Source organism: Trueperella sp. LYQ141, from assembly GCF_046599555.1.
Taxonomy (GTDB): domain Bacteria; phylum Actinomycetota; class Actinomycetes; order Actinomycetales; family Actinomycetaceae; genus Trueperella.
In genome coordinates this window covers 171,339-195,625 of the sequence record NZ_JBKIWQ010000005.1, presented here as the reverse complement: position 1 = coordinate 195,625, position 24,287 = coordinate 171,339, and the positions used below count along the sequence as shown (strand labels likewise).

The following is a 24,287-nucleotide window of genomic DNA, read 5'->3' as shown; positions in this document are numbered from 1 at the left end:
TGGTTTTCGGCCCTTGTGCGGGGCCCGTTGGACGTGGGGGGGGCTGGGAAGGGGACGTACCACCCCCACCACACATTTATTCCGGCAACATTCACATAGCTGAGACGATAGCTAAATGAGAGCGTCCAAGAGTCAGCCGCTACGCACTTTCTTCCATGCTGTACCGCCGCCCGTCGCGCCCTCAACCGTCAGCCTTATTGGGCATTTCTTATTTTTTTTGTTTCCCGTCAGCCAAAATCAACGACAGATCAGTACCACACCTGCAGGTCAATTGCATTATCTGGGCATTTCCCCTGCGATAATGCCGCATAAGCTGACCGAAATTCGCTCTCAATATCCGCCATACTGGTAATACCTGAGCTATGTGGGAAAATCGTGACGCGCGGATGAGTCCAGCGCCAATCCCCCGCAGGTAATGGCTCTACATCGCACACATCCAACAGCGCATGATCGACCTGGGCAGAATCAAGTGCTACCCGCAGGGCCTCATGATCGACCGTCACACCGCGCCCAACATTGACGAAAATCCCGTGCGACATATCCGCAAAGAACTCCGTATTAATCACGCTGAGGGTCTGTGGCGTATTAGGCAAGGCAACCACCACAATATCGGCTTTGCGCACAATATCCCCAGGATCAGCCATTGCTCGAACGCAATCAAAGGCGTCATTATCCGATCCAGTGCGCGATAACCCGTTAACCTCTTTGACGAACGGGCGCAATAACCGAGCGATCGCTGAACCGACGTTCCCCGTCCCCACAATCAGCGCGGTCATCCCCATAGCACTTTGCGTCCCCGACGGCTCCCAGAGCTGATTATCCTGATTCTTTCGGAACTGCTCGAAGCCGCGCACATGAGATAGCACTGCCGCCACCACAAATTCGGCGATCCGATGCGGCATCGATCCCACAGTATGCGTCAAAAGCGTCTTGGTTTCGATAATATCTTCGCGCATTTCGTGGAACTGATCTATTCCGTCGGTAGCTGCATGAATCCAACGAATATTAGAAGCAGCCGGAGTAATTGGAGGGCGAATCCCACACCAGGCATCAGCCCAAGCCAAATCCGTTAACCGCAGATCAGAATACGGCACATATCGCGTCTGCATAACATCGGAAAGGCGCTGTGCTAACTCGGAAATCGCCTGTTCGGTAATCAGTAAGTGGTGTGGTGTCATTGCCAGTCAAACTCCTGTTCAATAATGCGTCGAGCAAGACTCGGCTCATCCGTGACGATTCCGTCTACTCCCCATCCTACGAGTTTTCGTATTTCATCGGAATCATTAATCGTCCATACATGCACAGCGTAACCAAGCTGATGAGACAGGCTGATAAATTGCGGTGTGACAACCTGGATTCTTCCAGCACGTTGTGGCACTTGGACGGCTTCAACCCCACTACTGGCGGGAAGTTGACCAAGCAGGATCCGCGATGGAGTACCTCGCTGTGCCGCTAATACCAAGCGAGTTACCGCGCCCGTCCCCAAAGATGAGCGAACCCCTGGTAACAATCGACGCAACCGGCGCAAACGTCGCTCACTAAACGAGGCCAAGGAAACCCGTTTTTCCGCATTATGCCGACGAATACACGCAGCTAGCGGGCTCACTACTGCGCCGTGTTTGGCATCGATATTAAAAATCAGATCGGGGAATTCCGCTAAGACGTCATCAAGGCGCATAATCGGATTGCCACTGCGATCGCGAACCTGCCGCAAATCCGCCCAGGAATAGTGCGAGATCTTGCCGTGGGCATCCGTAACTCGATCCAGAATCGGATCGTGGAACACTACAACGTGACCGTCACGGGTGGCATGCACATCCGTTTCGATATAGCGAAACCCCTGTTCGTGCATAGTGTGAAAGGCATAAATAGAATTTTCTGGCACTTCGTGGCCGCCGCCGCGGTGAGCGAGGACGATAGGGCGACCCCCAATGGGCCACAATCGCGGGTGAGTCATCCAGTACTCCGATCGGGCGTAACTCGCAAAATACTACTGGTTGTCCTAGGATACCGCGTTCGTCTCCACCTGGCACTTATCCCCAGGTCAATCGAGTGTGAGATACGAGAATCCCTATTTCATTTAGTTTCATTAGCAAAATGCTGGCGAGTAGCAGAGGTGTTAGCGCACCGCTGGGCACGAATCGTTCAGATGTACTGCTCCAAAATCGTTGAGCGCCACGACTGGATCCAGTAATTCGTCGTGGTCAATATCGCCACCTCGGTGAACCTCAAAGTGCAGATGCGGCCCAGTTGACCATCCTTGTGAACCAACCGCTGCGATCTTTTGACCAGCCGTAACCTTATCGCCCTTCTTGACAAACACTCCATCGTCATACATGTGTACATACCAGGAGGTGTACTCTTTGCCGTTGATGGTATGGCGAATAATAATGAGCTGCGAGGAACGCCCCTTAATGCCTTCACCCGCATGAATAACAACCCCATCAGCAATGGCATAGACGGGCGTTCCCACTGCTCCCGCAAAATCTGCACCGGTATGGAAAGAGGGGCTGCCATCAATCGGATCAATGCGTGGGCCGAAAGGCGAGGTGATCTGGTACTTACCAGCTTCCATCGGATACACCACACGCTCTTCGGTACGGAATGCCGAATCCAGGCTGCTTGCTCCAGTAGATGCCGGACATTGCGGGTTCACAGGATGCTGCTCGGAGGCCTGCGCGTATCGAGCTGAATCAGAAGCGCCCTCGACTTTCGTCAGGGATTGCGGCGTCTGCGAATCGCTGCGGGTGAAAAGTGAAATGGGGTTTTCTAAAGCCATTGCCGGCGAGGCGGCCGTGGCGTGGTCAAAGATGGACAACATCAGGCCGGCACCTGCTGCCAGGGATACGGCAAGGGTCATCGCTCCAGCCATTAGGTACTTAGAAACAGGCCGACGACGCCCATGCTCCCGTGATACCTCGCGAGCAGCCTGATTAATCGCTTCCCTGATCTGTTCCGAAGAAAGCTGCAGAGTATGCACCTGCCCAGCTATTTCTTCCGGAGTTTGCGCGCTCATCACAGACGCTGTAACGACGTTAAAAATATCTGCCGCAGAGCCATCCTGCCGTAGCTCCTGTGCAACACTACTTTTCGTCTGTTCGGTAGCAGCCAGATCCGAGGCAATGCCCCTATCCTTCGGTGCCCCAGTATTAGCTAAGCTATGCCGCGCACGCTTAGGCAAAACTGAGCCATGCGAATTGGGTGAGCTAATGTTCGCACGCGCATGCCGTGGCACACGCACAGGAGAAAGCACTTCGTATTGTGGGATTTCCAGGTGGTTAGCAGTATCACCAGATGCCTGCGCCGCCTGACGCGCAAGGCGAAGATCGCGCCGAGAGGGACGTGGTGCTGACGTATTCGACACCCGCTGTTCCCTCCTTCTGTCGGCCCAAATTTCTGAACTATCTGTCGTCAACTATAACGGTTTTATAACACCCTCGCTATGCCGTTCCTCATATCGAATTCCGAATCCCATGTGAGGCTCCTCATGGCAAACATTTTCGCTGATAACAACGGCAAAATCACGCGTCCTATCGGAAAATACCACCCGTTTGGCTTATCGCGATACATCACACCCGTTGGCGCTAGCCATATTTTCCAATCGCCGCAATATTCATGCCCGAGGTATATGAGGCACATGCATATTCGATTTATGGCGCCGACAGCACTCTCGCACCTATTTTTGCATCGCGTCGCGCACTTCCCCGACCAATTCTTCGAGGATATCTTCCAAGAACAATACGCCCGAGATCTTGCCATCAACCGTAACTGCCGCCAAATGCGCGCCATCTTTTTGCATGGAACGCAGCGCATTTTCTACTTCGTCTCGGCTATCCACAACAGACATTTTCCGAATCCGCCACGGGGCAATCGGATCATCGCGACGCTGGGGAACAACGTCAATAATGTCTTTGAGATGGACATACCCCAATAGTTGCCGACCGGACATCACCGGATAACGCGAATACCCCTGATGGGCGATCAGCACTTCAATCTGCGCTGGCGAGGACATCGGGGTCACTGAAACAAGATCGTCCAATCCCACCATCAAATCGCCTGCGGTATGCTCAGAAAATTCCAGAGCCGAGGAAATCAATCCCACATCCGCATCTAAAACGCCCGCTTGTTTCGACGCCTGCACAATTGAGGCCACTTCATCGACCGTAAAAGCCGCACCCACCTCATCTTTCGGCTCCATCCCCAGCAAGGTAATCAGATGATTAGCAAACCAGTTCAAAGACGAAACGATAGGCATGCATATCTTCGACAGCACAACCAGGGGCGGTACTAACAGATATGACGCGCGTTCTGGCGTGGTGACGGCAAGGTTCTTCGGCACCATCTCACCGATCACTACGTGGCAATACACCACAAGTATTAAGGCAAGAATGACGGCAATCGGGTGCGTCATTGCCGCGGGAACTCCAATACGGGCAAGCGGCCCTGCAATGGAATGTGCAATCGCCGGCTCAGAGACAGCACCCAAAGCCACCGAGCACAGTGTGATCCCTAGCTGGCAGGTAGCCAGCATTAAGGTCACATGCTCCAAGGCATAGAGCACGATCTGCGCTGCTTTCTTACCCTCATCTGCCAGCGGTTCTACCCGCGAGCGCCGCGCACCCATAACCGCGAATTCCGCCCCCACGAAGCAGGCGTTCAATGCGAGCAACAGTAAGGTGATAATGAGAGCTAATCCAAGACTCATTCGCTATCCACCCCAGAGATTCGCACTGTGTCAATCCGGCGGCCATCCATCGAATCCACGATAACGCGCACCCCGTTTTCCACCCATTCGTCACCGATGACCGGAATACGACCTAGCCGAGCCATCATCCAGCCTCCGACCGTTTCCCACGGTCCGTCATCGTCAATATCTAAACCTAATTCTCGCGATATTTCGTCTGGGCGCATCAGCCCCGGAATAATCCACTGCTTATCCGCAACTACTCGGGTCCGTGCCCGACGGCGATCGTGCTCATCAGCCACATCCCCCACGATTTCTTCAACTGCGTCTTCTAAGGTCACGATTCCGGATGTTCCTCCGTATTCATCAACGACGACCGCCATTTGCAGACCTTCCACCCGCAACTGGACGAGGAGTGGTGCAAGCTCAATTGTTTCTGGAACGCGCGTCGCCTCCACCAGCAATGATGCGGAGGTCACTGGTACATCTTTCCGAGCCGCATACGGCACTGCTACTGCTCGGCGCAGATGAACAAAGCCCCGAATATCATCGAGATCTTGACCGATGACAGGGAAACGCGAATGGCCAGTTTTCCGAGCCAATTCAATAACGTCCCAGGCGCTTGCGTCCTCGCTGATAGCTTCGACGCGACCGCGATCCGTCATCACATCAATAGCCGTTAGGGCACCAATATCAATAGATCGGGTCAGTAGCCGAGCGGTTGACACGTCAAGTGTGCCCTCTTGGGCAGAGCGCCGCACCAAGGCCGATAATTCACTAGCGGAACGCGCACCAGATAGCTCGTCGGCTGGTTCCACACCAAAGCGGCGCAGAATTCGGTTTGCTGTTCCATTGAGCAAAACGATGAGCGGTTTGAATATGACCGTGAATCCGCGCAGAGGGAAGGAGACGAAAGCTGCAATTCCCAGCGGCTCGGCAAGAGCCATATTTTTTGGCACTAACTCACCGAATAGCATAGAAACCACGTTGGTTATCACGAATGCGATGGCGATTGCCGTTCCGGTTGCAGCGCCTTGCGCCAAGCCGGAATTAGCTAACCACTTTTCAAATAGGGCCTGGAGCGGTTTTTGCGCGACATACCCGAGCAGAATCGTGGTCAGAGTAATACCTACTTGGCAGGAGGAAAGCTGCAGCGACAAATTATGCAGCGCCTTGTTAACTCGTTGGGCTTTTACTTCTCCGCCTTTGGCACGATCATCAATCGTGGCTGGATCAAGAGCCACGAGGGAGAATTCGGCTGCCACAAACAAGGCATTACCGGCGATAAGGAGCACACTGATAAAAAGATAGATCAATTCACTTGGCACACGGCACTCCGCGTTGTCGTTCGATCATAGGTGTAATCGTAGCGCACCTTTATTGACGATCTGTAAAACAAGTCTAGAAAGAGTCTTGGCATGACACAGGAAAAATCTTGACATAAAGACAATCGTCGCGGGTATCACACTATATTCGACGACGAAACTCGTCAAAAATAGCACATAGTGAGGGTAAGCTCACTAAACTTTGACGTGAAGGTAATTTCGTCTACCAAGTGAGGCAAGACAGTGTCGTCACCGAATGAATTCGGAGCCAACCAAGGCTTCATTGAAGATTTATACGCCGCATATCTGCAGGATAAAGACGGAGTTGGGCCGCAATGGCAGGACATGTTCCAACAGTGGCACGCCCAAGGGCGCACACCGCGCACCTCCCCCACACCGGCTGAACCAGAGCACGATATTCCCAGCCCGCAACGGGCATTCCAATCACAAGCAGATCGAGCCGCGACGCCCTCAACCAACGTCACCCGATCTGATCTGCCGCCTCAACCACGAGCGGCTGCGAATCCCCCGATCACCCCCTACGCCACCACCTACAATCTTGCTCCTTCTTGCGCCTCAGCGGATCTTGACCCCTACGCCCAGGAAGTCAGCACACTCAAAGGTGCCGAACGTGGGCTAGCAAAGAACATGGATTCGTCTCTCTCAATTCCAGTTGCCACCTCGGTACGAGCACTACCCGCCCGAGTCATGTTTGATAACCGAACCATTATCAACAAATACTTGGCAACAACGCGCGGCGGCAAAATCTCCTTCACCCATCTCATCGCCTATGCGATGGTTGAAGCCTTGGCAGAGATGCCTGAGATGAACGTGTCTTACACCGACGACCCCAAACCGTCGCTCATTCGCCCCGAACACGTCAATATGGGCCTTGCTATTGATGTTCGTAAGCCAGACGGGACTCGTTCCCTCGTCGTGCCATCCATCAAAGCCGCCGAAACAAAGACCTTCTCCGAATTCATCGCCGCGTATGAAGAACTCGTTGAGCGCGGACGCACCAACAAACTAACCATTGAGGATTACAAAGGCACGACCGCAACCCTGACCAACCCCGGAGGGCTCGGCACCGTCCACTCCATTCCCCGCCTCATGCTCGGGCAAGGGCTGATCGTCGGCGTTGGTTCAATGACGTATCCTGCCGAGTTCCAAGGCACTTCGGAACAGTCGCTCGCACGGCTAGGAGTATCGAAAGTTGTCCATCTGACCTCAACCTATGACCACCGCGTCATCCAAGGGGCAACCTCCGGCCGTTTCCTGCAACTCATGGAAAACAAGCTGCTTGGTCTGGACGGTTTCTACGATCGCGTCTACGTCTCACTGCGCGTTCCATACACCCCGATTTTGTGGGAAAAGGACGTCGAATATGACGCCGAACGGGAATTGGGCAAGCCAGCGCGGATCGCGGAACTCATCCACGCCTACCGCTCGCGGGGGCACCTGATCGCTGACACCGATCCGCTATCCTTCCACGTGCGTCGGCACCCCGATCTGGAAATCGGCTCTTATGGTCTGACGCTCTGGGATTTGGATCGTTCCTTCCCCACCGGCGGATTCGCTCACACCAGCCATCTAACTTTGCGGGAAATCCTCGAGCAACTGAGGGAAGCGTACTGCCGTACCGTGGGAATTGAGTACATGCACATTCAAGATCCTGCCCAACGGCGCTGGTTCCAGGAGCGACTGGAACGCCCGGCTGCTCCCATCACCAAAGAGGATCGCCTGCAAATCCTGAAGAAACTCAACGAAGCCGAAGCTTTTGAAACCTTCCTCCAGACGAAGTACGTCGGCCAAAAACGTTTCTCCCTAGAAGGTGGCGAGTCTCTTATTCCGGCTCTGGATTCGATCTTGCACGGAGCGGCTAACGACGGTCTGTATCGAGTCGCTATTGCGATGGCGCATCGTGGACGCTTGAACGTCTTGACGAATATCGCCGGAAAGTCATACGGGCAAGTATTCTCCGAATTTGACGGGCGTATCGACCCCAAGAAGTTCGGTTCCGGTGACGTGAAATACCATCTGGGCACCGAGGGCACGTACACCTCACCAGAAGGCGATAACGTCGGGGTATATCTGGCGGCTAATCCCTCCCATTTGGAGGCTGCTAACGGCGTGCTTGAAGGTATCGCTCGCGCTATGCAAGACGCCCTCCAACTTGAGGAAAGCGAATTAGCTGTACTGCCTATTTTGATCCACGGCGATGCTGCGTTCTCCGGGCAAGGAGTCGTCACTGAGGTACTCAATCTCAGCCAACTTCCGGCCTATCGCACGGGTGGAACGGTCCATATCATCGTCAACAATCAAATCGGCTTCACCACAGCCCCATCGAATTCTCGTTCCTCGCGCTACACGACGGACATCACCAAGGGTCTGCAACTGCCGATCTTCCACGTCAATGGGGACGATCCAGAAGCAGTGTGCCGGATGGCCCGTATGGCCTACGAGTTCCGCATGGAATTCCACAAGGACGTCATCCTCGATATCATGTGCTACCGCAAGCGTGGGCACAACGAGGGCGACGATCCCTCCATGACTCAACCCATCATGTACTCCTTGGTCGATCAGAAGCGTTCAACTCGTCGCCTGTACCAAGAGGCATTGTTAGGGCGTGGTGATCTTTCCGAGGTCGAAGCCGCCAAAGTTGAAGATGACTTTGCCGCAACCCTGGATAAGGCATTCAAGGAAGTGCGTGAGGCAGAAGTCATCCCGCACACCGATGAAACGGCTGCAGCACATGCCCTTGGCGTACCGGAAGCGCAGCGCGAGGATGCGGGAACGATGGTCGGCTGGTCAACCGCGATTAGCCCACAGGTAGTGGCTCGTATCGGCCATGCTCATACGACGCCGCCTGAAGGCTTCACCTTGCACCCGAAGATCAGCACATTGTTTAACCGACGCAATACGATGGCCCAGGAAGGGAATATCGACTGGGGATTTGGCGAATTGCTGGCCTTTGGATCATTACTGATTGACGGAGTGCCGATCCGAATGTCTGGTCAGGATTCCCGACGTGGAACCTTCACTCAGCGCCATGCCGTCGCGCACTGCTACCGTTCGGGTGCGGAGTGGACCCCGCTGGCAAACTTGACTGAGGATCAGGCGGAGCTGAAAATCTATGATTCTGCCCTGTCGGAGTACTCGATTTTGGCCTTTGAATACGGCTATTCCGTGCAACGCCCCGACGCTTTAGTGCTGTGGGAGGCGCAGTTCGGAGATTTCGCTAATGGAGCGCAGACCGTCGTTGATGAATTCATTTCCTCAGCAGAACAGAAGTGGAATCAACATTCATCTCTGGTTGTGCTCTTGCCTCACGGCTATGAAGGTCAAGGGCCAGATCATTCCTCTGCACGTATCGAGCGCTATCTCCAGCTATGTGCCGAGGATAATATGATCGTGGTTCAGCCATCGACTCCGGCTAATTATTTCCACATGTTGCGCCAGCAGGCATATAACCGGCCGCGCAAACCCATGATTGTATTCACTCCGAAGCAGCTTCTGCGTCGTAAAGGGGCACAATCTCAGGTTGAGGAATTCACGACGGGAACCGTGCGTCCAGTTATCGGTGAAAGCCGCGAGCTATACGGGGTGGATCGGGTGCTGATGTGTACGGGTCGCGTGTATTACGACCTGGTGGAGGCCCGTGAGGAGAATGGCGACGAACACACCGCTATTATTCGGGTCGAGCAGCTTTACCCGAATCCGGTTGATGAGCTGCACGCCGAGCTGGAGAAATATCCCAATGCGGAGTTGTACTGGGTGCAAGACGAACCGGCGAACCAGGGCGCGTGGGGGCACTTCCAACTGCGGATGTTCCCGCAGCTTGACCGACCTGTTCACTTGATCTCTCGACCAGAAGCTGCCTCTACGGCGGCTGGCTTGGCCACTATGCATCGCCAAGAAGCCGAGCGCTTGATGCGCCAAGCTTTCGAGCGTCACGATTAAAACTGAGTGACACGTTCCGCGCATTAGCGGATAGCGCGTCAGAATAGGACATCCGGTGTGGCCGGTTATAGCTAAAATTTAGTGTAGCTATAACCGGCCACACCGATGCAGAATGCTGATCTTAAAATATGTCAATGACTGTAGCCACTTTCTGCTTCCGGGGGCAAGCAAATTCGGTGAAACCAAATCACTCAGTAGAATGTGCCAGTCATACAAGACCCTACACTAGGATTAGTCTATTTCTCATGTGGATTTGCCAGAACCTAAGGAGTGCAATGAAGCCATCTGTGAGTATAAAAGACCCAGAAACATAGCAGCTATTATATTGAGCGTTAGTTATCTGGGGGGGGTACCGTTAATAGCTCCTCTTATTGCCCGTCCCCTTTGCGGGGACAGGTTTGCCGATTCCATTCATGACAGCTTTTACTCTTTGATAATATCCTTGCTCCTCCTTGGAATCCCGGTAGGGTTCGTCCTTTTTGGCCTTGGCTATATCTAATTGGTTATGTCATTAAAATACACGAAAGAAAATATGACAAAAGTGCTTCGGAGTGGGTAGAAAGAACCAATCGTCCTATCATTGAAGAAAATCGCAAGATTTATTTTTCTTATACGGTTAGCTAATCTGTGTTAGGGATTATTTTTCTCGACCGATTTTCTTTGACCTCCATTGGCTTTTCTTCGTGATCTTCTAGTTCAAAAAGACTTGCTATTCCTCCTGTTTAGAGTGATATATAGACATCAAGAACAGCAAATCCACGGAGGAAAATCATGACCAAGAAAACGGAAGAGAAACTGCTAGAAATCGCTATGAAGAATAGTGTGGAGATGAGAGAGCGTGGCGATTTTGAAACCCGTAACTCCGATCAAGATGACTTCTTAGAGGTTTCGATTTGGGGATTGAAAGCAATGTTAGAAGAAGCCTTTGAAGCCGGACGGAAATCAAGCATGAAGAAATAAGGACGAGAGCCGTAGTTGCCCTCGTCCTTTGTTTAGTATTCGATTCTACTTTTCATTTGCCCAAACGTCAGCGAGTACTTCAGCTTGTTTCATGACGAGTTGAACAGCGCATTCTTGCTTATCGGGCGGATAGCCATATTTACGCAGAATCCTTTTTGCGATGGTCATGATTTTAGCTCTTGCAGAGCTTTTGATGGTGAAGTCAATCGTTGCGTTTTGTCTTACGCGCTCTGCGATTTCACGTGCGATAGCCCTGAGCTGATCGTCTCCCAATACGGATACGGCGCTATCGTTTGTCTCCAGTGCGTCATAGAAGGCCAGCTCGTCTTCGCTCAATCCAAGTTCTGCGCCTCGATCTTTTTCTTTGCGAACTTCGCCAGCGATTTTGATGAGTTCTTCAATGATTTCCACTGTGGAAAGTAGATTATTTTGGTAGCGTTTGATTGCTCCTGTCAACAGTTCCATCAGCGATTTTGACTTCACGAGGTTGTGTTTAGTTGCTTTGGCAATCTCTTCTGTGAGTAGCTTTTTCAAGAGTTCTAACGCAACGTTTTTGTGCTCCATGCCTTCAACTTCTTGCAGGAATTCGTCTGAAAGAATGGAAACATCCGGCTTTTTCATACCTGCAGCATCAAAGACATCAACGACTTCATCGGATAGAACGGAGCTGTCCACGATGTCTTTGATGATTTTGGTATATTTATCTGCCTTTTCAGATGTATCTGCATCCACAAACTTGTTGATGCGTGCGCTGACAGCTTGATAAAAAGCAATCTCAGGCGCATAGAGTGTAGCTTTTTCTGAGGGCTTGGATAATGCATAGGCCGCTGAGAGGAGTTGTACTTCTCTCGTGAAACGCTTTTCTCCATCATCTAAGCCCATGATGTGGTCTTCGGTGAACAGAATCGTTTTGAGCTTGTCTTGCGTGCTGGCCTTTTCAAAAGTTTCAAAGATCGAAGGTGGTACGAGCTGACGAACTACTGCGATTTTTTCGCACATAATCTCAATGGCTTTTTCTTGCGTTTCTACAGGATCACCTTTACCGCCGCTTTCGGTATAGAAGCGCAGTGCTTTTTTGAGGTTCGTAGCGATACCGATATAGTCAACGATCAGACCGCCGGGCTTGTCTTTGAATACTCGGTTGACACGAGCAATCGCCTGCATCAGATTGTGATCTTTCATGGGTTTGTCAATGTAGAGCGTACTCATGCACGGCGCATCAAAACCGGTAAGCCACATATCACGCACGATCACAAGTTTGAGCGGGTCTTTCTCGTCTTTGAAGCGAAGAGCCAATGCCTGGCGTTGGTCTTTTGAAGTGCGATGAGGTTCGAATTCCGGACCATCACTGCTGGCACCGGTCATCACGACTTTGATTTGTCCTTTATCTAAATCAGGGTGATGCCACTGGGGACGTATTTTCACAATGGCGTCGTAGAGTTCAACAGCGATTCTTCGGCTCATGGCCACGACCATCGCTTTCCCACTAAAGACTTCTTGACGCTCCTCAAAATGATTGACGATATCTTCTGCGAGGTTCGCGATACGCTCTTTGTTTCCGACGATAGCTTCGAGCTTTGCCCATTTCATCTTGGCTTCGAGCGCACCGTCTTCGTTGCCGCTTTTTTCTAATTCTTCATCAAAAGCACTGATGAGGGTTTGACCCTCTTCGCTTAGGCGCACCTTTGCTAGTCTGCTTTCGTAGTAGATTCGAACCGTCATCTTGTCTTCGACAGCTTGCTCCACATCATAAATATCAATGTAGTTGCCGAAAACTTGCGGTGTGTTGACATCGGTTTTTTCAACCGGTGTACCAGTAAATCCTAAGAAAGTAGCTTGTGGCAGGGCATCACGGATATATTTGGCAAACCCATAGCCAATCTTGTGTCCAACAACGACACCTTTTTCTTTCTGCGGCAGAAGTTTGGCATCAAAACCATATTGGGTGCGGTGCGCTTCATCAGCTACCACAATCACATTTTCACGCGTGGTGAAGGTCTCAAACTCGCTTGCCCCATCGGCGGGCATAAATTTTTGAATAGTGGAAAATACTACGCCACCAGACGCAACACTTAATAGTTCTTTTAAGTGCTCTATCGATTCTGCTTGAACTGGATCTTGCCGTAGCAGCTCAGCATTGTGACTAAAAGTTTCGAAAAGCTGGTTGTCTAAGTCATTTCGATCGTTGATCACCAAAATCGTGGGATTCTCCAAATACTGGATCGCTTTTCCAATAAAGAACAGCATGGTCAGCGACTTCCCCGAACCTTGAGTATGCCAGATCACTCCCGCCTTGTGGTTTGCTTCACCGTCAGAATAGTTTCCGTATCCGCTCGCTCGTAGCGTTTGTTCAACAGCTTTGTTGACTGCGTAGTACTGATGATAGGCAGCACTTTTCTTCACTAATTTGATCTGCGTCAGTTTGGTATCAGGATTGCTTTCAACCTCTTTTTCAAAGGTCACAAAGTACCGCACATAGTCAACCAGCGTCTTCGGCAAAAACAGACTGTGTAGAACTGTAGAGAGCTGATCGTCAAAACGTCCTGCCTCATTTTGCCCATCTCGAGTTTTCCAAACCGTGAAACGAGAAAAACCAGCCGTTAACGAACCAACCCGGGCTTCTAAACCATCACTAATCAAGCACAGCTCGTTATAAGCAAACAACGAAGGAATGGAAACCTTATAGGTCTGGAGCTGCTGATAGGCAGAATCAAGCGTAGCATTTTGTGTGGCAGGATTCTTTAGCTCCATAACCACTAAAGGCATCCCGTTGATGAAGATCACCACATCAGGACGTTTCGGGTTCCCCAGTTCTTTGACCGTCAGCTGGCGCACCATCAGAAAGTCGTTTAATTCCGATTCATGAGTAGACAGGATACAAACCGAATCACCCACCAACTGACCATCCCGCATATATTCTACCGGCACACCCTCAACCAGATAACGGTGGAACAGTTGATTGCGCTCGGTTAAATCAGAAGCTACCAAATGCGACAGCTTGCCGACCGCTTCCTCAATAGCACTAGATGGCACGGTGGGATTGAGCCGCGTTAAAGCTCGTCGCAGACGCTCCCCCAAGAGAACACCGGCATCGCCGGTGCGTTCTTGTTCGAATGCGTCCACAACAGCCTCGCTTGCAGCATGGAGATTCAAAGTCTCATAGCCCAAAGAACCAAGAATCTCTTCAACCATGTTCTCAACACTATTCTCATTCAGCTTAAGCACGGGACACCTCCTCAGCTATGACACGTTTCGCATCTCCAACACGCAACGCACCCGACATCAGTTGAGGGAGTAGGGCATCACGGGTACGGCGAAGCTGGTAAATTAATAAGTCATTCGCTTTAAGTTTATTGAATAGGCTTGATTGCCGTTCCACAAAGGAAGCATCATCAAGCAGATTTTTCTCGGTAATCATTGCTTCAGATAAATGATGGCGTTGGATATGTCCCATAGTGGTTGCTTTGCCTCTAGCAATCTCCTGAAAAACAGGAAGATGGTACTTAAGCCAGCAAAAAATAAACCAATCAGGATATAGATCCGAAGTAACTTTAAATAAATGCTGGTTTAAAACTCCAGGTTCATTCGGCCACAGCTTAACTACAAGGGTTCCTGACCAAGAGAAGATGATATCTCCAAAATGGACAAGATATTTAGAGGGAACGTCATCGCGGCAGAAATTGGAGTCCTTACTAAAAGCCCCAGCGTTCAACTCCTTAATTTTGATTACAGGGAGCTTACTCTCTGAATTTGGTGCATATTTTTGGCAAGCTAGACCATTTAAAAAATCTATTTCCTTGTCTAAGGCAATGAGGTCATCATCTTCAGGCGGATTTCCGTTTTGAACTCTTTGAAGAAAGCTATTCAAAAGCAAAGCATCTAACGTCTCATTCTGTTTTGTGAGCAGCTCAATCTGGTCATCCAAAGAAGAGAGCACTTCAGCGATTGCTTCTTGCTCAGCAAGTGGAGGTAGAAGGAATTCACGCGTTTTTAGATCATCTAAATCAACTCTCTGGCGTCCAGATGTTCCTTTCATTGTTTGTATTGCTAATGATCGGAGTTCTTCCCACAAGCCTAGGTAAAACACAAAATCGGAATTAGATATTCCCGGTTTTGCCCTCATGACAATAAACTCGGTTGATCCAAAAGCAACTTCATTTTCTTCTAAACATTTAACATAGCCGATCTTCCCGTTCTCCAAGCACGGGGTGATGCGGGCAAATAAAGTATCACCGTTACGGAATTTTGATCCTGATGAAAATTCTTCATTTTTGTTACACGAAAAATGTTTAGTCCGTATACCTAGATCCTCCATAGCAATTTTTTTAGATAGGGCGCCCTTAGGAATAGTTTCCTTTGGGTTAAAAGAGATGAAGTCCTCTAAACTGTAATTCTCCCAATCACGCATCTTTGGATACCTCCAGTCTGGCGAGGTTTTGGCGGATGCGTTCGTTGAGTTTTTCGCTCTCTTGCATTTGCTGTTCAAGCTCTACTGTGAGGGTATGCAGGAGTGCTTTTAAATCGACTTCCTCGTCGTCTTCGGGCATGTCCAGATAGCGACCGGGTGTGAGTACGTAGTCTTTGACGCGGACTTCTTCTAAATCGGCTACTTTACAAAATCCAGGTACATCAACATAGCCGTCGCCTTTTTGCCAAGCGTGATACACAGAGGCAATATCACGAATGTCATTCTCATCCGGATTCTCCGTACCATTCGTGAGGATACGGGTGGCCCGACTAATGAGTTTTCCTTTTTCACGGGCATCGATAAACAGGATTTGGTTACGGTGCGGATGATTTGGATTGCTTTCTTTTTCCCGGGATAAAAACCACAAGCAGGCTGGAATTTGCGTGTTCAGAAAGAGCTTTGCTGGCAGGTTGACAATACAGTCGACCAGCCCCGCTTCAATGAGGGCTTTACGAATTTCAGACTCTTCTTTGCCGCCAGTGCTGAGCGCACCTTTGGAGAGCACGAAACCGGCCTTACCTGTGGGCGAGAGATGATAGAGGAAGTGCTGAATCCAAGCATAGTTTGCGTTTCCGGGGGGGGTGGCGTTTGCCTGCTATATTGCCAACGTCCATCTTCTTGTAGGAGCTCGCCCGACCAATCGGAGTCATTAAAAGGCGGGTTCGCGATCACATAATCGGCTTTGAGATCCGGATGGGCATCTTGGAGAAACGAGCCTTCGTTGTTCCACCTAATGTTTGACGAATCAATCCCGCGCAAGGCAAGGTTCATTTTGCACAGTCGCCATGTGGTCTGATTGCTTTCTTGGCCATAGATCGAAACCTCAGAGTTAAATAAGGCGCTGAGCTCATCGCTGGCGTGTTTGTAATGGTCTGCATGTGCTTGAACAAATTTTTCACTCTGAACAAACATACCACCGCTGCCACAACAAGGGTCTAATACGCGCCCAGAGAATGGCTGTAACATCTCGACTAGGAGTTCAACAACGCTTCGGGGCGTGTAGAACTGTCCTCCTTTTTTACCTTCGGCCAAAGCAAACTGACCAAGGAAATATTCGTAGACATTGCCGAGCACATCATTGGATTGGTTGGCATCAGCATCAAGTTCAATCTTTCCAATCAAATCGATGAGCTGACCAAGGGAGGCTTTGTCGAGTTTTTCTTTTCCGTATTCACGAGGCAGCACGCCTTTGAGCGATGGGTTGTCTGCCTCAATGGCGTCCATCGCTAAATCAACATCGGTGCCAATGCTTGGTAGTTTTGCTCGGCTTTGTAGATAAGACCAGCGAGCAATCTCAGGCACATAAAAGATGTTTTCAGCCAGATATTCGTCACGATCTTCCGGATCTGCACCTTCGTATTCTCCGATACCTTCTGAAAGTAATGCGTGAAGTTTCTCGAATTTTCCGGAGATGAATTTAAGGAAGATTAAGCCAAGAACGACATGTTTATATTCGGCAGCATCCATGTTTTTTCGTAGCTTGTCCGCTGCTTTCCACAGGGTTTGTTCTAACGAGATTGTTTCTTTTGGCTTCTTTGTCTTCGCCATTATTGAATGCCCTCCTTTGCCGCCTCAGGCTTGAATTCTAAGATTTCGTCGACGGTGCAGTCGAGTGCGTTGCAGATGGCTTCGATACTCTCTAAGGATACGTAGTTGCCTCTGCGGATGCGGGTCATAATGTTTCCGGAGAATCCGGCTTTGCGAACCAGTTCGATGTGGCTGAGGTGTTGTTCTTCCATTTTTTGAAAGAGTTTGGTGTAGTCGACCGCCATGGATTTCCCTCCGTTTCCTAACTGACTTATATTATCACGTTTTCGTGATTTTGTCCAGTGTTTGCTGTTGCAGATGCTGGACTTTTTTCTTTTCAGACCTCGTGCTTCGTTCTTCGTTTTTCTCCTTGCACAAAGGGTGAGCAGAAAAGTTTTTCGGAGTTTCCGTCCACTGTGACGGGTTGCGTCCAGAGAGAAAGGAAGCACAGAAAAAGAGCCTTCTAAAAAGTTTCGTCCAAATCGCCTCGGACTCTTCAGGGGGTGGTGGAGGACGAGACAAGTTCTTCGAAAGCGAGAAAGGAGTGATGAGGTTGAACAAGCAAGAACAGTTTTCGGCACTGCCTGCATTTTTTCGTGGCTATCCGCAGGCTTGTTGTTGGAAAAAGCAGTATCGGAAAAACCGCCTGACAAAGATTCCCTATCAGGTGCGAACCGGCAAGTGCGCCAAGGTCAATGAGCCGGCGCATTTTGTCCCAATGACAGAAGCGATCGAGAAGGTCGATTCCTTTGACGGTGTTAGGATTCGTTTGAGTGGCTCTCTGGTGATGATGGATATCGATCATTGCCGCGAAGGAGACGGTTGGAGTTTAGAAGCCCAAGAGGTGTTAGACCATTTTTCTAGCACCTATGCGGAGGTTAGTCCGAGTGGAAACGGCATACACCTATATGCCTTGGTTGAAGAGGGTTTTGTACTCGACACCAGTGCCTATTACCTGCATGCGGGTTCGTTTGAAATCTATATGGAGGGTGCAACGAATCGCTTTTCGACGCTGAGTGCCAATGTCCTTCATGCTTGTGAGGTCACAGAGCAAACGCAAGCAGTGCGGTGGTTTTTGGAACGGTTTATGCGCCGTCCCGCACGGCAATCCTCTACTGTGGCTATTGAGAAACACTCGGGTTTGAGCGATGACGAGGTGCTCCGAAAAGCGAATGCGTGTGTGCAAGGCGAGCGGTTTCGCGCCTTGTGGGAGGGTCGTTGGCAGGAGTTGTATCCGTCCCAGTCGAAAGCCGATGAGGCACTGTGCGGGACGCTGGCGTTTTTCTGTGGTAGAGACATCGAACAGATGGACAGGCTCTTTCGCCACTCTGCGCTGATGCGTGACAAGTGGGACGCGCTTCGTGGAGAGAAAACCTATGGACAGCGCACACTTGAGATAGCGATACGTAACTGCACCAAGGTGTATCAGCCAGATTTTGGCAGGGTTTCTGCTGAGGAGGAGTTTTCCGATCGGCTCGAGAAGATGCGTTCACTGAATCCTTTGAAGCACTATCGCCTAACTGATATTGGTTTTGCCAAGCTGTTTATGGACGTGTACGAAGACTGCCTGTGTTATGTGCCGGAGCGTAAGTCTTGGTACTACTTCAACGGCAAAGTCTGGACGCACGATGTCGGCTCGGTGTTTGCAGCTAAGCAGTGTATGGACTTTGTGACCTTACTGTTTTTCCTTGTGAAAGACATTGAGGAAGAATCGCGTCGCTCGTCGTTTGCCAAAAAGGTCGCCGCTTTACAGAAGCGTTCAGCACGGGTGAACCTGTTAAAGGATGCCGAGGTGCATCGGGTGCGCAAGATGGCAGACTTTGATGCTCTGCCGCATCTGTTTAACTGCAACAACGGTACGCTCAATCTGCTCACCGAGACTTTTTCTGCCCATAACCCGAAAGATTATCTGACCAAGCTGGCAGACGTGGACTATGACCCTGCTGCTCGCGCACCGCGCTTTGAACGTTTCATTGACGAGATCATGGTCTTGGATCAAGAGCGCATCCGCTTTTTGCAAAAAATCTGCGGCTATGCCCTCACGGGAGATACGCGCTTTGAGTGCATCATCTTCTACTTCGGACCGACTACTCGAAATGGTAAAGGGACACTGTGCGAGACACTTCTTTTGGTACTAGGCGATTACGGCATGACCGCTCGTCCGGAGCTGATCATGCAAAAGCACTTTGCCAATAGCTCTTCGCCTTCCGAAGAGGTCGCGCGCACGCGTGGTGCCAGAGCCATCATGATCTCTGAGATTCCCAAAGGCGAGCAGCTCAATGCTTCTTTGGTCAAAACCTTATCGGGCGGCGATAGCGTCAATGCCAGATTCTTGCACGAGAACAGCTTTGACTTTCGTCCGCAGTTCAAGATTTTCATCAATACCAACTATCTGCCACAGGTCAATGACGTGACGCTGTTTCGCTCCGGGCGCGTGTTGATTGTTCCCTTTGAACGTCACTTCACCGAGACCGAACAGGACAAAACCTTAAAAGCACAGTTTCGCAGTGAGACCACGAAAAGCGCGGTACTCAACTGGATGCTGGAAGGTTATCGCCTGTTGCAAAAAGAAGGCTTAAAGCCGCCTCAAACGGTGATCGAGGCAACGAAGAGCTATGAGCAAGAGTCCAATAAGGTCTTGCTGTTTTTGGAAGAGTGCTTAAAAGCCGGTTCGAACTTTGAGGTGCGCACTCGTGACGTGTATGAGCAATACCGGCTCTGGTGTGAAGCCAACGGGCTATATCCGGAGTCCATGCGCACCTTCAAACAAAGCCTTGAGGGAATCGCTACCGTGGTCAGGAAACGCCCACAAGCTGGCGGGGAGAAAACCACGCTGCTTTTAGGCTATCGCTTCCCCGATGACTTCTTGACCTAAAGCTCGTGGCATTTCGTGGCAGGTTTTTACTGTCTTTTCATAAATCAGATTTCTTATAGAAAAAACCATTTGAAACTGCCACTTCATGCCACAGCACACCAGCGCCGCTTAAAGAAACCAACCACAGTGTTTCTCACATCCGCAAAGGAGGTGATGTCACTTGATTGTCTAAAACCCAACCCCCTAGGGGCATCTCAATCTCTACCAGTTAGCCCTCGGGGAACGGTGCCGGGGTCTCGCGTACAAAAACGCGGATTCAAACAGGGTATTAACCCCCGCATTTCAAGAAAGGAGAAACCATGAGCAAAAAACTACCGAAATTCCCTTATGGGAAGTTCTATCCACTCACCACAGGAAGCCGACCGGAAGACAAAGTCCCGCTGTTTCCATCGGAGTATCCACCCGATGAGAAGAATCAGCCCTATCTAACAGAACTCAGCGAAAACTTCTATCTCTTAGAAGGCTGTCATCAGCGACTAAATGTGCACTGTCCAAAGTGCCAAACATCCATGAATCTGCTCCAGATCGAGCCAGACACTTATTTCTTCCGCTGTCCGAACTGCAAGAAAGGACAAAAGTGATGGGACGAAAAATCTGGATCGGTGACCCGAGGAAAATGACGCAAAAGGACTGCGAGTATTTTTCCAACGGCCGACACAGCTGCGTTCGCTTACTCAAAGACCGCAACAAACAGCTGGTGATCCTCTCTAAGCAGCTGCACCAAAAACCTGAGTTGTGGTGCGTGGCTTATGGCACCTGCAATCTGTGGTTTGAAAGCTACGAAGAAGCACTGAGCTACTGCAACAAACGATTCACGCCACTCGATGAGCGATGAAACACACACATTTTCAATCCATGAAATAGGAGGAACAACAAATGGCGAATTATCTCTTACACACGTACCAAAAAGGCGGGACAACACTGTTTCCGTCTACAACCTTACAAACCCAACCCCAAAGCGCGTACTACCTGAGTGACTACTTAGAACGCTTACTCAATGGATTGGTGATGTGCTACTACCGCTTGCACACCCAGGATTATCACACGATAGAAGACACCCTTCAGTTCGACATCCTCTGTCCGAAGTGCAAACAGCGTTTAAAACCCTACAACATCCAATCGGACGGATACACCCACTCTTGGTATCACTGCCCGCACTGCAAGAAAGGATTGGAGGAATAACCATGGCTAATAACAAAGTTGTCTTAACGACCGACTACTACAACACGGACTTCTGGAACGCGCTCAAAGGAAAACCTCATAACGAGCAATCTCTTCTCTTTGGAAAAGAAAAGGCCAACGGCACTTATTTCTTCCCCGAAAAAGACGAAAAAAGGCTTCTCAATGCGCTTTGCGAACACAACCCGTTGCGCCAAATCTGCACGGTGGTCACCGGCTGTGACGGGGACTACACCCTCTTTGCCTACGAGCATCACTCGAAAGCTAAGTGGGTAAAACCCGCCGATGGCATCGACCCAGAAGATATCACGGGAAAACTCAAGAGGCACATCCTTCATTCGCACAGGCTCAGTGCCATTTTGCAGTTGGACCGTGACTTCATGGAGGAAACCAAAGGCTTTCAAAAGCTCCTGACAACAAGCATCGCTCAAACTTTGGCAAAAGGAGAAATCGAAGGGTTTCTCTACGGCAAAAACGAGCTGGAGCCGACCGGACTATTACACCCAGACAAAGGCGCAAAACCATCGGTAAAAACTAAAGACATAAACGCAAAAGCCCTCATGGAGCTGTTCTTGTCCGTTCCCGATGACTACCGCAAAAACGCCAGATGGGTGTTTAGCGATAAGACCGCTCTTGTTGTGCGCATGCTCAAAGACGACTCTGGACGATATCTCTGGAATGAAGCAGATGGACTGCTCCTAGGAAAACCGGTCACCATCATCAACGAGATGCCGCAGATTCAAGAAGGCAACACGCCTATCTTGTTCGGAGATTTTAGCTCTTACTGGATTGTTCCTCGAAGAACACCAACCATCCGTCCACTCACAGAACTCTATGCACTCGAAAACCGTATCGCGTATCTGTGCATGGAGTATCTAGAAGCCACACTCATCCACCCAGAAGCCGTTTGCGCCATGCAGATGACTTCAATCTAACCCCGTTAGAGAGGCAAAGGGGATTTCACGGCGAAGTCCCTCTTTGACCTCTCAACATCAACAAGGAGGTTCTTTATGGAACGCATACACCAAATCAAGATCGGAAACGCCTTGTTCACGATTAAAAACCATACCGCCAAACAGGCACGGGAAACGCCACTGCAAAAGATTGGACGGCTCATTAAAACCACGCCATATCGCTGCGCCAGCCCGCCCAAATAACAACTGATTTCACTTGACTACACACCCAAGCAGAATGATGTATAGACACACAAACAGGCTGCTCAGAAAGGAGGGAAAGCCAAATGAAAACACAAGCACAAAAGCAGCCTAGCTCTGCTTTGAACAAAATCACAGCACTGTATTGCCGCCTATCCAAAGACGATGAACTGCAAGGCGAATCAAACTCCATCACCAACCAAAAAGTGATGCTACAAAAATACGCCGACGAGAACCATTTTTCCAACACGCAGTTTTTTGTCGACGACGGCTATTCCGGAACCAATTTCGACCGCCCCGACTGGATGCGCCTGAACACCCTGATTGAAGAAGGATGCATCGGCACGCTCATCGTCAAAGACATGAGCCGTCTGGGGCGCGACTATCTCAAAGTCGGTTACTACACCGAAGTTCTTTTCCCGTCTTCGGACGTGCGCTTTATCGCTATCAATAACGGGGTTGACTCTGCTAATGCGCAAGACAACGACATGACCCCCTTCATCAACATCTTCAATGAGTTCTATGCCAAAGACACCAGCCGCAAAATCCGTGCGGTATTCAAAGCCAAAGGACAATCCGGAAAAGCCTTAGCACCCATACCCCCTTACGGGTATTTGAAAGACCCCGAGGACAAAACCCGCTGGATCATTGACGAAGAGACCGCGCCCATCGTGCGTGAAGTATTCCGCCTATGTGTTGCTGGATACGGCACCAGTCATATTGCCAACCACCTAAAAGAGCAAAAGGTGCTCACACCCGCCGCCTATTACGCTGAGCAAGGCATCAAACACCCAAGAAAACCCAGCGAGGATCCATACTTTTGGACAGCTGCTACGATTTCTCAAATGCTCGAGCGCCAAGAATACGCAGGACACACCGTTAACTTCAAAACAACCAAGAAATCTTTCAAAAGCAAAAAGCAAACCAAGACCGATCCCAAAGACCGGCTCGTCTTCAAAAACACCCACGAAGCCATTGTGGACGAGGAGACCTTTGCCATCGTACAAAAGCTCAGAAGCGGCAAACGAAGACGCACCCTCAAAGGAGAAATGCCCGTCCTATCCGGCATGCTCTACTGTGCTGACTGCGGGGCAAAACTCTACCAAACTAGAGGCGCAAACATCAAAGAAGAAAACGAATACTTTGTCTGCGGGACGTACCGTAAAAACCGAGGAAAGTGCACCAACCACATCATCAAAAACAAAGAACTAGATGCCATCCTCCTCCAAGAACTTCGCGACATCACCGCCTACGCAAGAAAGCACGAACAAGACTTCGTGAGCCTGCTCGAGAAAAAACACGCTTCGGAGATGACGAAGAACTTACGCAAACACACCAAAGAACTCGAAGAAGCCGAAGAGAGAAACCGTAAGCTTGACCAGATCATGCAACACCTCTACGAAGACAACCTCGATGGCAAAGTCTCCGATGAACGCTACGTCAAACTACAAACCAACTACGACACCGAACAACGCGACCTTGAACAACGCATATCCGAACTGCGTGGCATCTTGCACGAAGCCAAAACCCAAATGGCAAACACCGACGCCTTCTTAACCCAAGTACGCAAGTACACCGACATTCAAGAACTCACGCCGGAAATCATCCGAACCTTCGTCGAAAGAATTGAAGTCGAGCAAGCCGAAAAAATACCCGGCACACGAAAGAAAAACCAGACCATCCACATCTACTGGAACTTCATCGGAAACAGCGAACCCGAGAAAAATTAAAGCAGAGCACGACACCCAATCCCAGTCACGCTCTGCTTTTTCTTTGCCCTAAAAAATAATCCCCAAGGAAGATTATCATTCTGTTTTTAAATGTCACAGCAGATGCCACCGTTGACGATTACAGCGGGAATGGATTGGAGGGCTTGGTTGAAGTCACCTGCCATTTCCACTCAATCCGATCTGAGCGGGCTTTCCTCCCTCTCAACCTAGGGTTGAGATGGCGAGCAAAATCAAAGGCGCACTTATATATAGACCCTTGAAACACATCGCTTTACCCAGAGCGCGCGCATACACAGTCTGACCGCGTATTTTCCTCGTTCAATTCCCCTCATCACCGATCGCGTACCCGATAGCGGACAGTCTGACGGTGTTTTTTCCTCGACCAATTTCCCAGAGCGAGGAGACTACACATGCGCGCACATATT

General features: G+C 50.2%; 15 protein-coding genes and 1 pseudogene. 7 read left to right on the top strand and 9 right to left on the bottom strand.

Annotated elements, in window-relative coordinates; translation table 11 throughout:
* Positions 1 to 248: 248 nt before the first annotated feature.
* The 5 genes from ACLHIJ_RS05985 to ACLHIJ_RS05965 all read right to left on the bottom strand — a co-directional run bounded on the left by ACLHIJ_RS05985 (position 249) and on the right by ACLHIJ_RS05965 (position 6,012).
* Entirely contained in the window at positions 249 to 1,178 is a 930-nt protein-coding gene (locus ACLHIJ_RS05985; protein ID WP_411298677.1) for an NAD(P)-dependent oxidoreductase, read from the bottom strand.
* Positions 1,175 to 1,957 carry a glycerophosphodiester phosphodiesterase gene (locus tag ACLHIJ_RS05980; RefSeq protein WP_411297595.1) on the bottom strand — a complete coding sequence of 261 codons (783 nt, stop codon included), beginning with the start codon at positions 1,955 to 1,957 and terminating at the stop codon, positions 1,175 to 1,177. The genes ACLHIJ_RS05985 and ACLHIJ_RS05980 overlap by 4 nt, the downstream gene beginning before the upstream one ends.
* Positions 1,958 to 2,119: 162 nt before the next feature.
* Entirely contained in the window at positions 2,120 to 3,364 is a 1,245-nt protein-coding gene (locus tag ACLHIJ_RS05975; protein ID WP_411297596.1) for a M23 family metallopeptidase, read from the bottom strand.
* A 312-nt stretch (positions 3,365 to 3,676) separates the two neighbouring features.
* A complete protein-coding gene (locus ACLHIJ_RS05970; protein WP_411297597.1) occupies positions 3,677 to 4,705 on the bottom strand; it encodes a hemolysin family protein in 1,029 nt (342 codons plus the stop codon).
* Positions 4,702 to 6,012, bottom strand: a complete 1,311-nt coding sequence (locus ACLHIJ_RS05965; protein ID WP_411297598.1) for a hemolysin family protein — start codon at positions 6,010 to 6,012, stop codon at positions 4,702 to 4,704. The genes ACLHIJ_RS05970 and ACLHIJ_RS05965 overlap by 4 nt, the downstream gene beginning before the upstream one ends.
* Before the next feature lie 240 nt (positions 6,013 to 6,252).
* Here ACLHIJ_RS05965 and ACLHIJ_RS05960 point away from each other — a divergent pair, with 240 nt between their 5' ends.
* Positions 6,253 to 9,969, top strand: a complete 3,717-nt coding sequence (locus ACLHIJ_RS05960; protein ID WP_411297599.1) for a multifunctional oxoglutarate decarboxylase/oxoglutarate dehydrogenase thiamine pyrophosphate-binding subunit/dihydrolipoyllysine-residue succinyltransferase subunit — start codon at positions 6,253 to 6,255, stop codon at positions 9,967 to 9,969.
* Between the two features lie 771 nt (positions 9,970 to 10,740).
* Positions 10,741 to 10,929 carry a DUF6900 domain-containing protein gene (locus ACLHIJ_RS05955; RefSeq protein WP_411298676.1) on the top strand — a complete coding sequence of 63 codons (189 nt, stop codon included), beginning with the start codon at positions 10,741 to 10,743 and terminating at the stop codon, positions 10,927 to 10,929.
* Between the two features lie 45 nt (positions 10,930 to 10,974).
* Here ACLHIJ_RS05955 and ACLHIJ_RS05950 read toward each other — a convergent pair whose 3' ends face one another.
* From ACLHIJ_RS05950 to ACLHIJ_RS05935, 4 genes and pseudogenes are all read right to left on the bottom strand, one after another.
* A complete protein-coding gene (locus ACLHIJ_RS05950; protein ID WP_411298675.1) occupies positions 10,975 to 14,154 on the bottom strand; it encodes a type I restriction endonuclease subunit R in 3,180 nt (1,059 codons plus the stop codon).
* Positions 14,147 to 15,337, bottom strand: a complete 1,191-nt coding sequence (locus tag ACLHIJ_RS05945; protein ID WP_411298674.1) for a restriction endonuclease subunit S — start codon at positions 15,335 to 15,337, stop codon at positions 14,147 to 14,149. Before ACLHIJ_RS05945 ends, ACLHIJ_RS05950 begins: the two co-directional genes overlap by 8 nt.
* Positions 15,330 to 16,864 (bottom strand): annotated as a pseudogene (locus tag ACLHIJ_RS05940) (N-6 DNA methylase). The gene ACLHIJ_RS05945 and the pseudogene ACLHIJ_RS05940 overlap by 8 nt, the downstream one beginning before the upstream one ends.
* An 80-nt stretch (positions 16,865 to 16,944) precedes the next feature.
* Positions 16,945 to 17,169: a helix-turn-helix domain-containing protein gene (locus ACLHIJ_RS05935; protein WP_411298673.1), complete on the bottom strand. Its 225-nt coding sequence runs from the start codon at positions 17,167 to 17,169 to the stop codon at positions 16,945 to 16,947.
* Between the two features lie 308 nt (positions 17,170 to 17,477).
* On the opposite strand from ACLHIJ_RS05935, the gene ACLHIJ_RS05930 reads away from it, so the two are divergent.
* The 5 genes from ACLHIJ_RS05930 to ACLHIJ_RS05910 all read left to right on the top strand — a co-directional run bounded on the left by ACLHIJ_RS05930 (position 17,478) and on the right by ACLHIJ_RS05910 (position 23,862).
* Complete coding sequence (locus tag ACLHIJ_RS05930) at positions 17,478 to 19,799, top strand: phage/plasmid primase, P4 family (protein WP_411298672.1); 2,322 nt, start codon at positions 17,478 to 17,480, stop codon at positions 19,797 to 19,799.
* 580 nt (positions 19,800 to 20,379) lie between these two features.
* Complete coding sequence (locus tag ACLHIJ_RS05925; protein WP_411298671.1) at positions 20,380 to 20,634, top strand: hypothetical protein; 255 nt, start codon at positions 20,380 to 20,382, stop codon at positions 20,632 to 20,634.
* Between the two features lie 349 nt (positions 20,635 to 20,983).
* Positions 20,984 to 21,913, top strand: coding sequence for a phage major capsid protein (locus tag ACLHIJ_RS05920; protein WP_411298669.1), 930 nt, complete (start codon positions 20,984 to 20,986; stop codon positions 21,911 to 21,913).
* 75 nt (positions 21,914 to 21,988) lie between these two features.
* Complete coding sequence (locus ACLHIJ_RS05915; protein WP_411298668.1) at positions 21,989 to 22,135, top strand: hypothetical protein; 147 nt, start codon at positions 21,989 to 21,991, stop codon at positions 22,133 to 22,135.
* Between the two features lie 83 nt (positions 22,136 to 22,218).
* Positions 22,219 to 23,862 carry a recombinase family protein gene (locus ACLHIJ_RS05910; RefSeq protein ID WP_411298667.1) on the top strand — a complete coding sequence of 548 codons (1,644 nt, stop codon included), beginning with the start codon at positions 22,219 to 22,221 and terminating at the stop codon, positions 23,860 to 23,862.
* Positions 23,863 to 24,287: the final 425 nt, after the last annotated feature.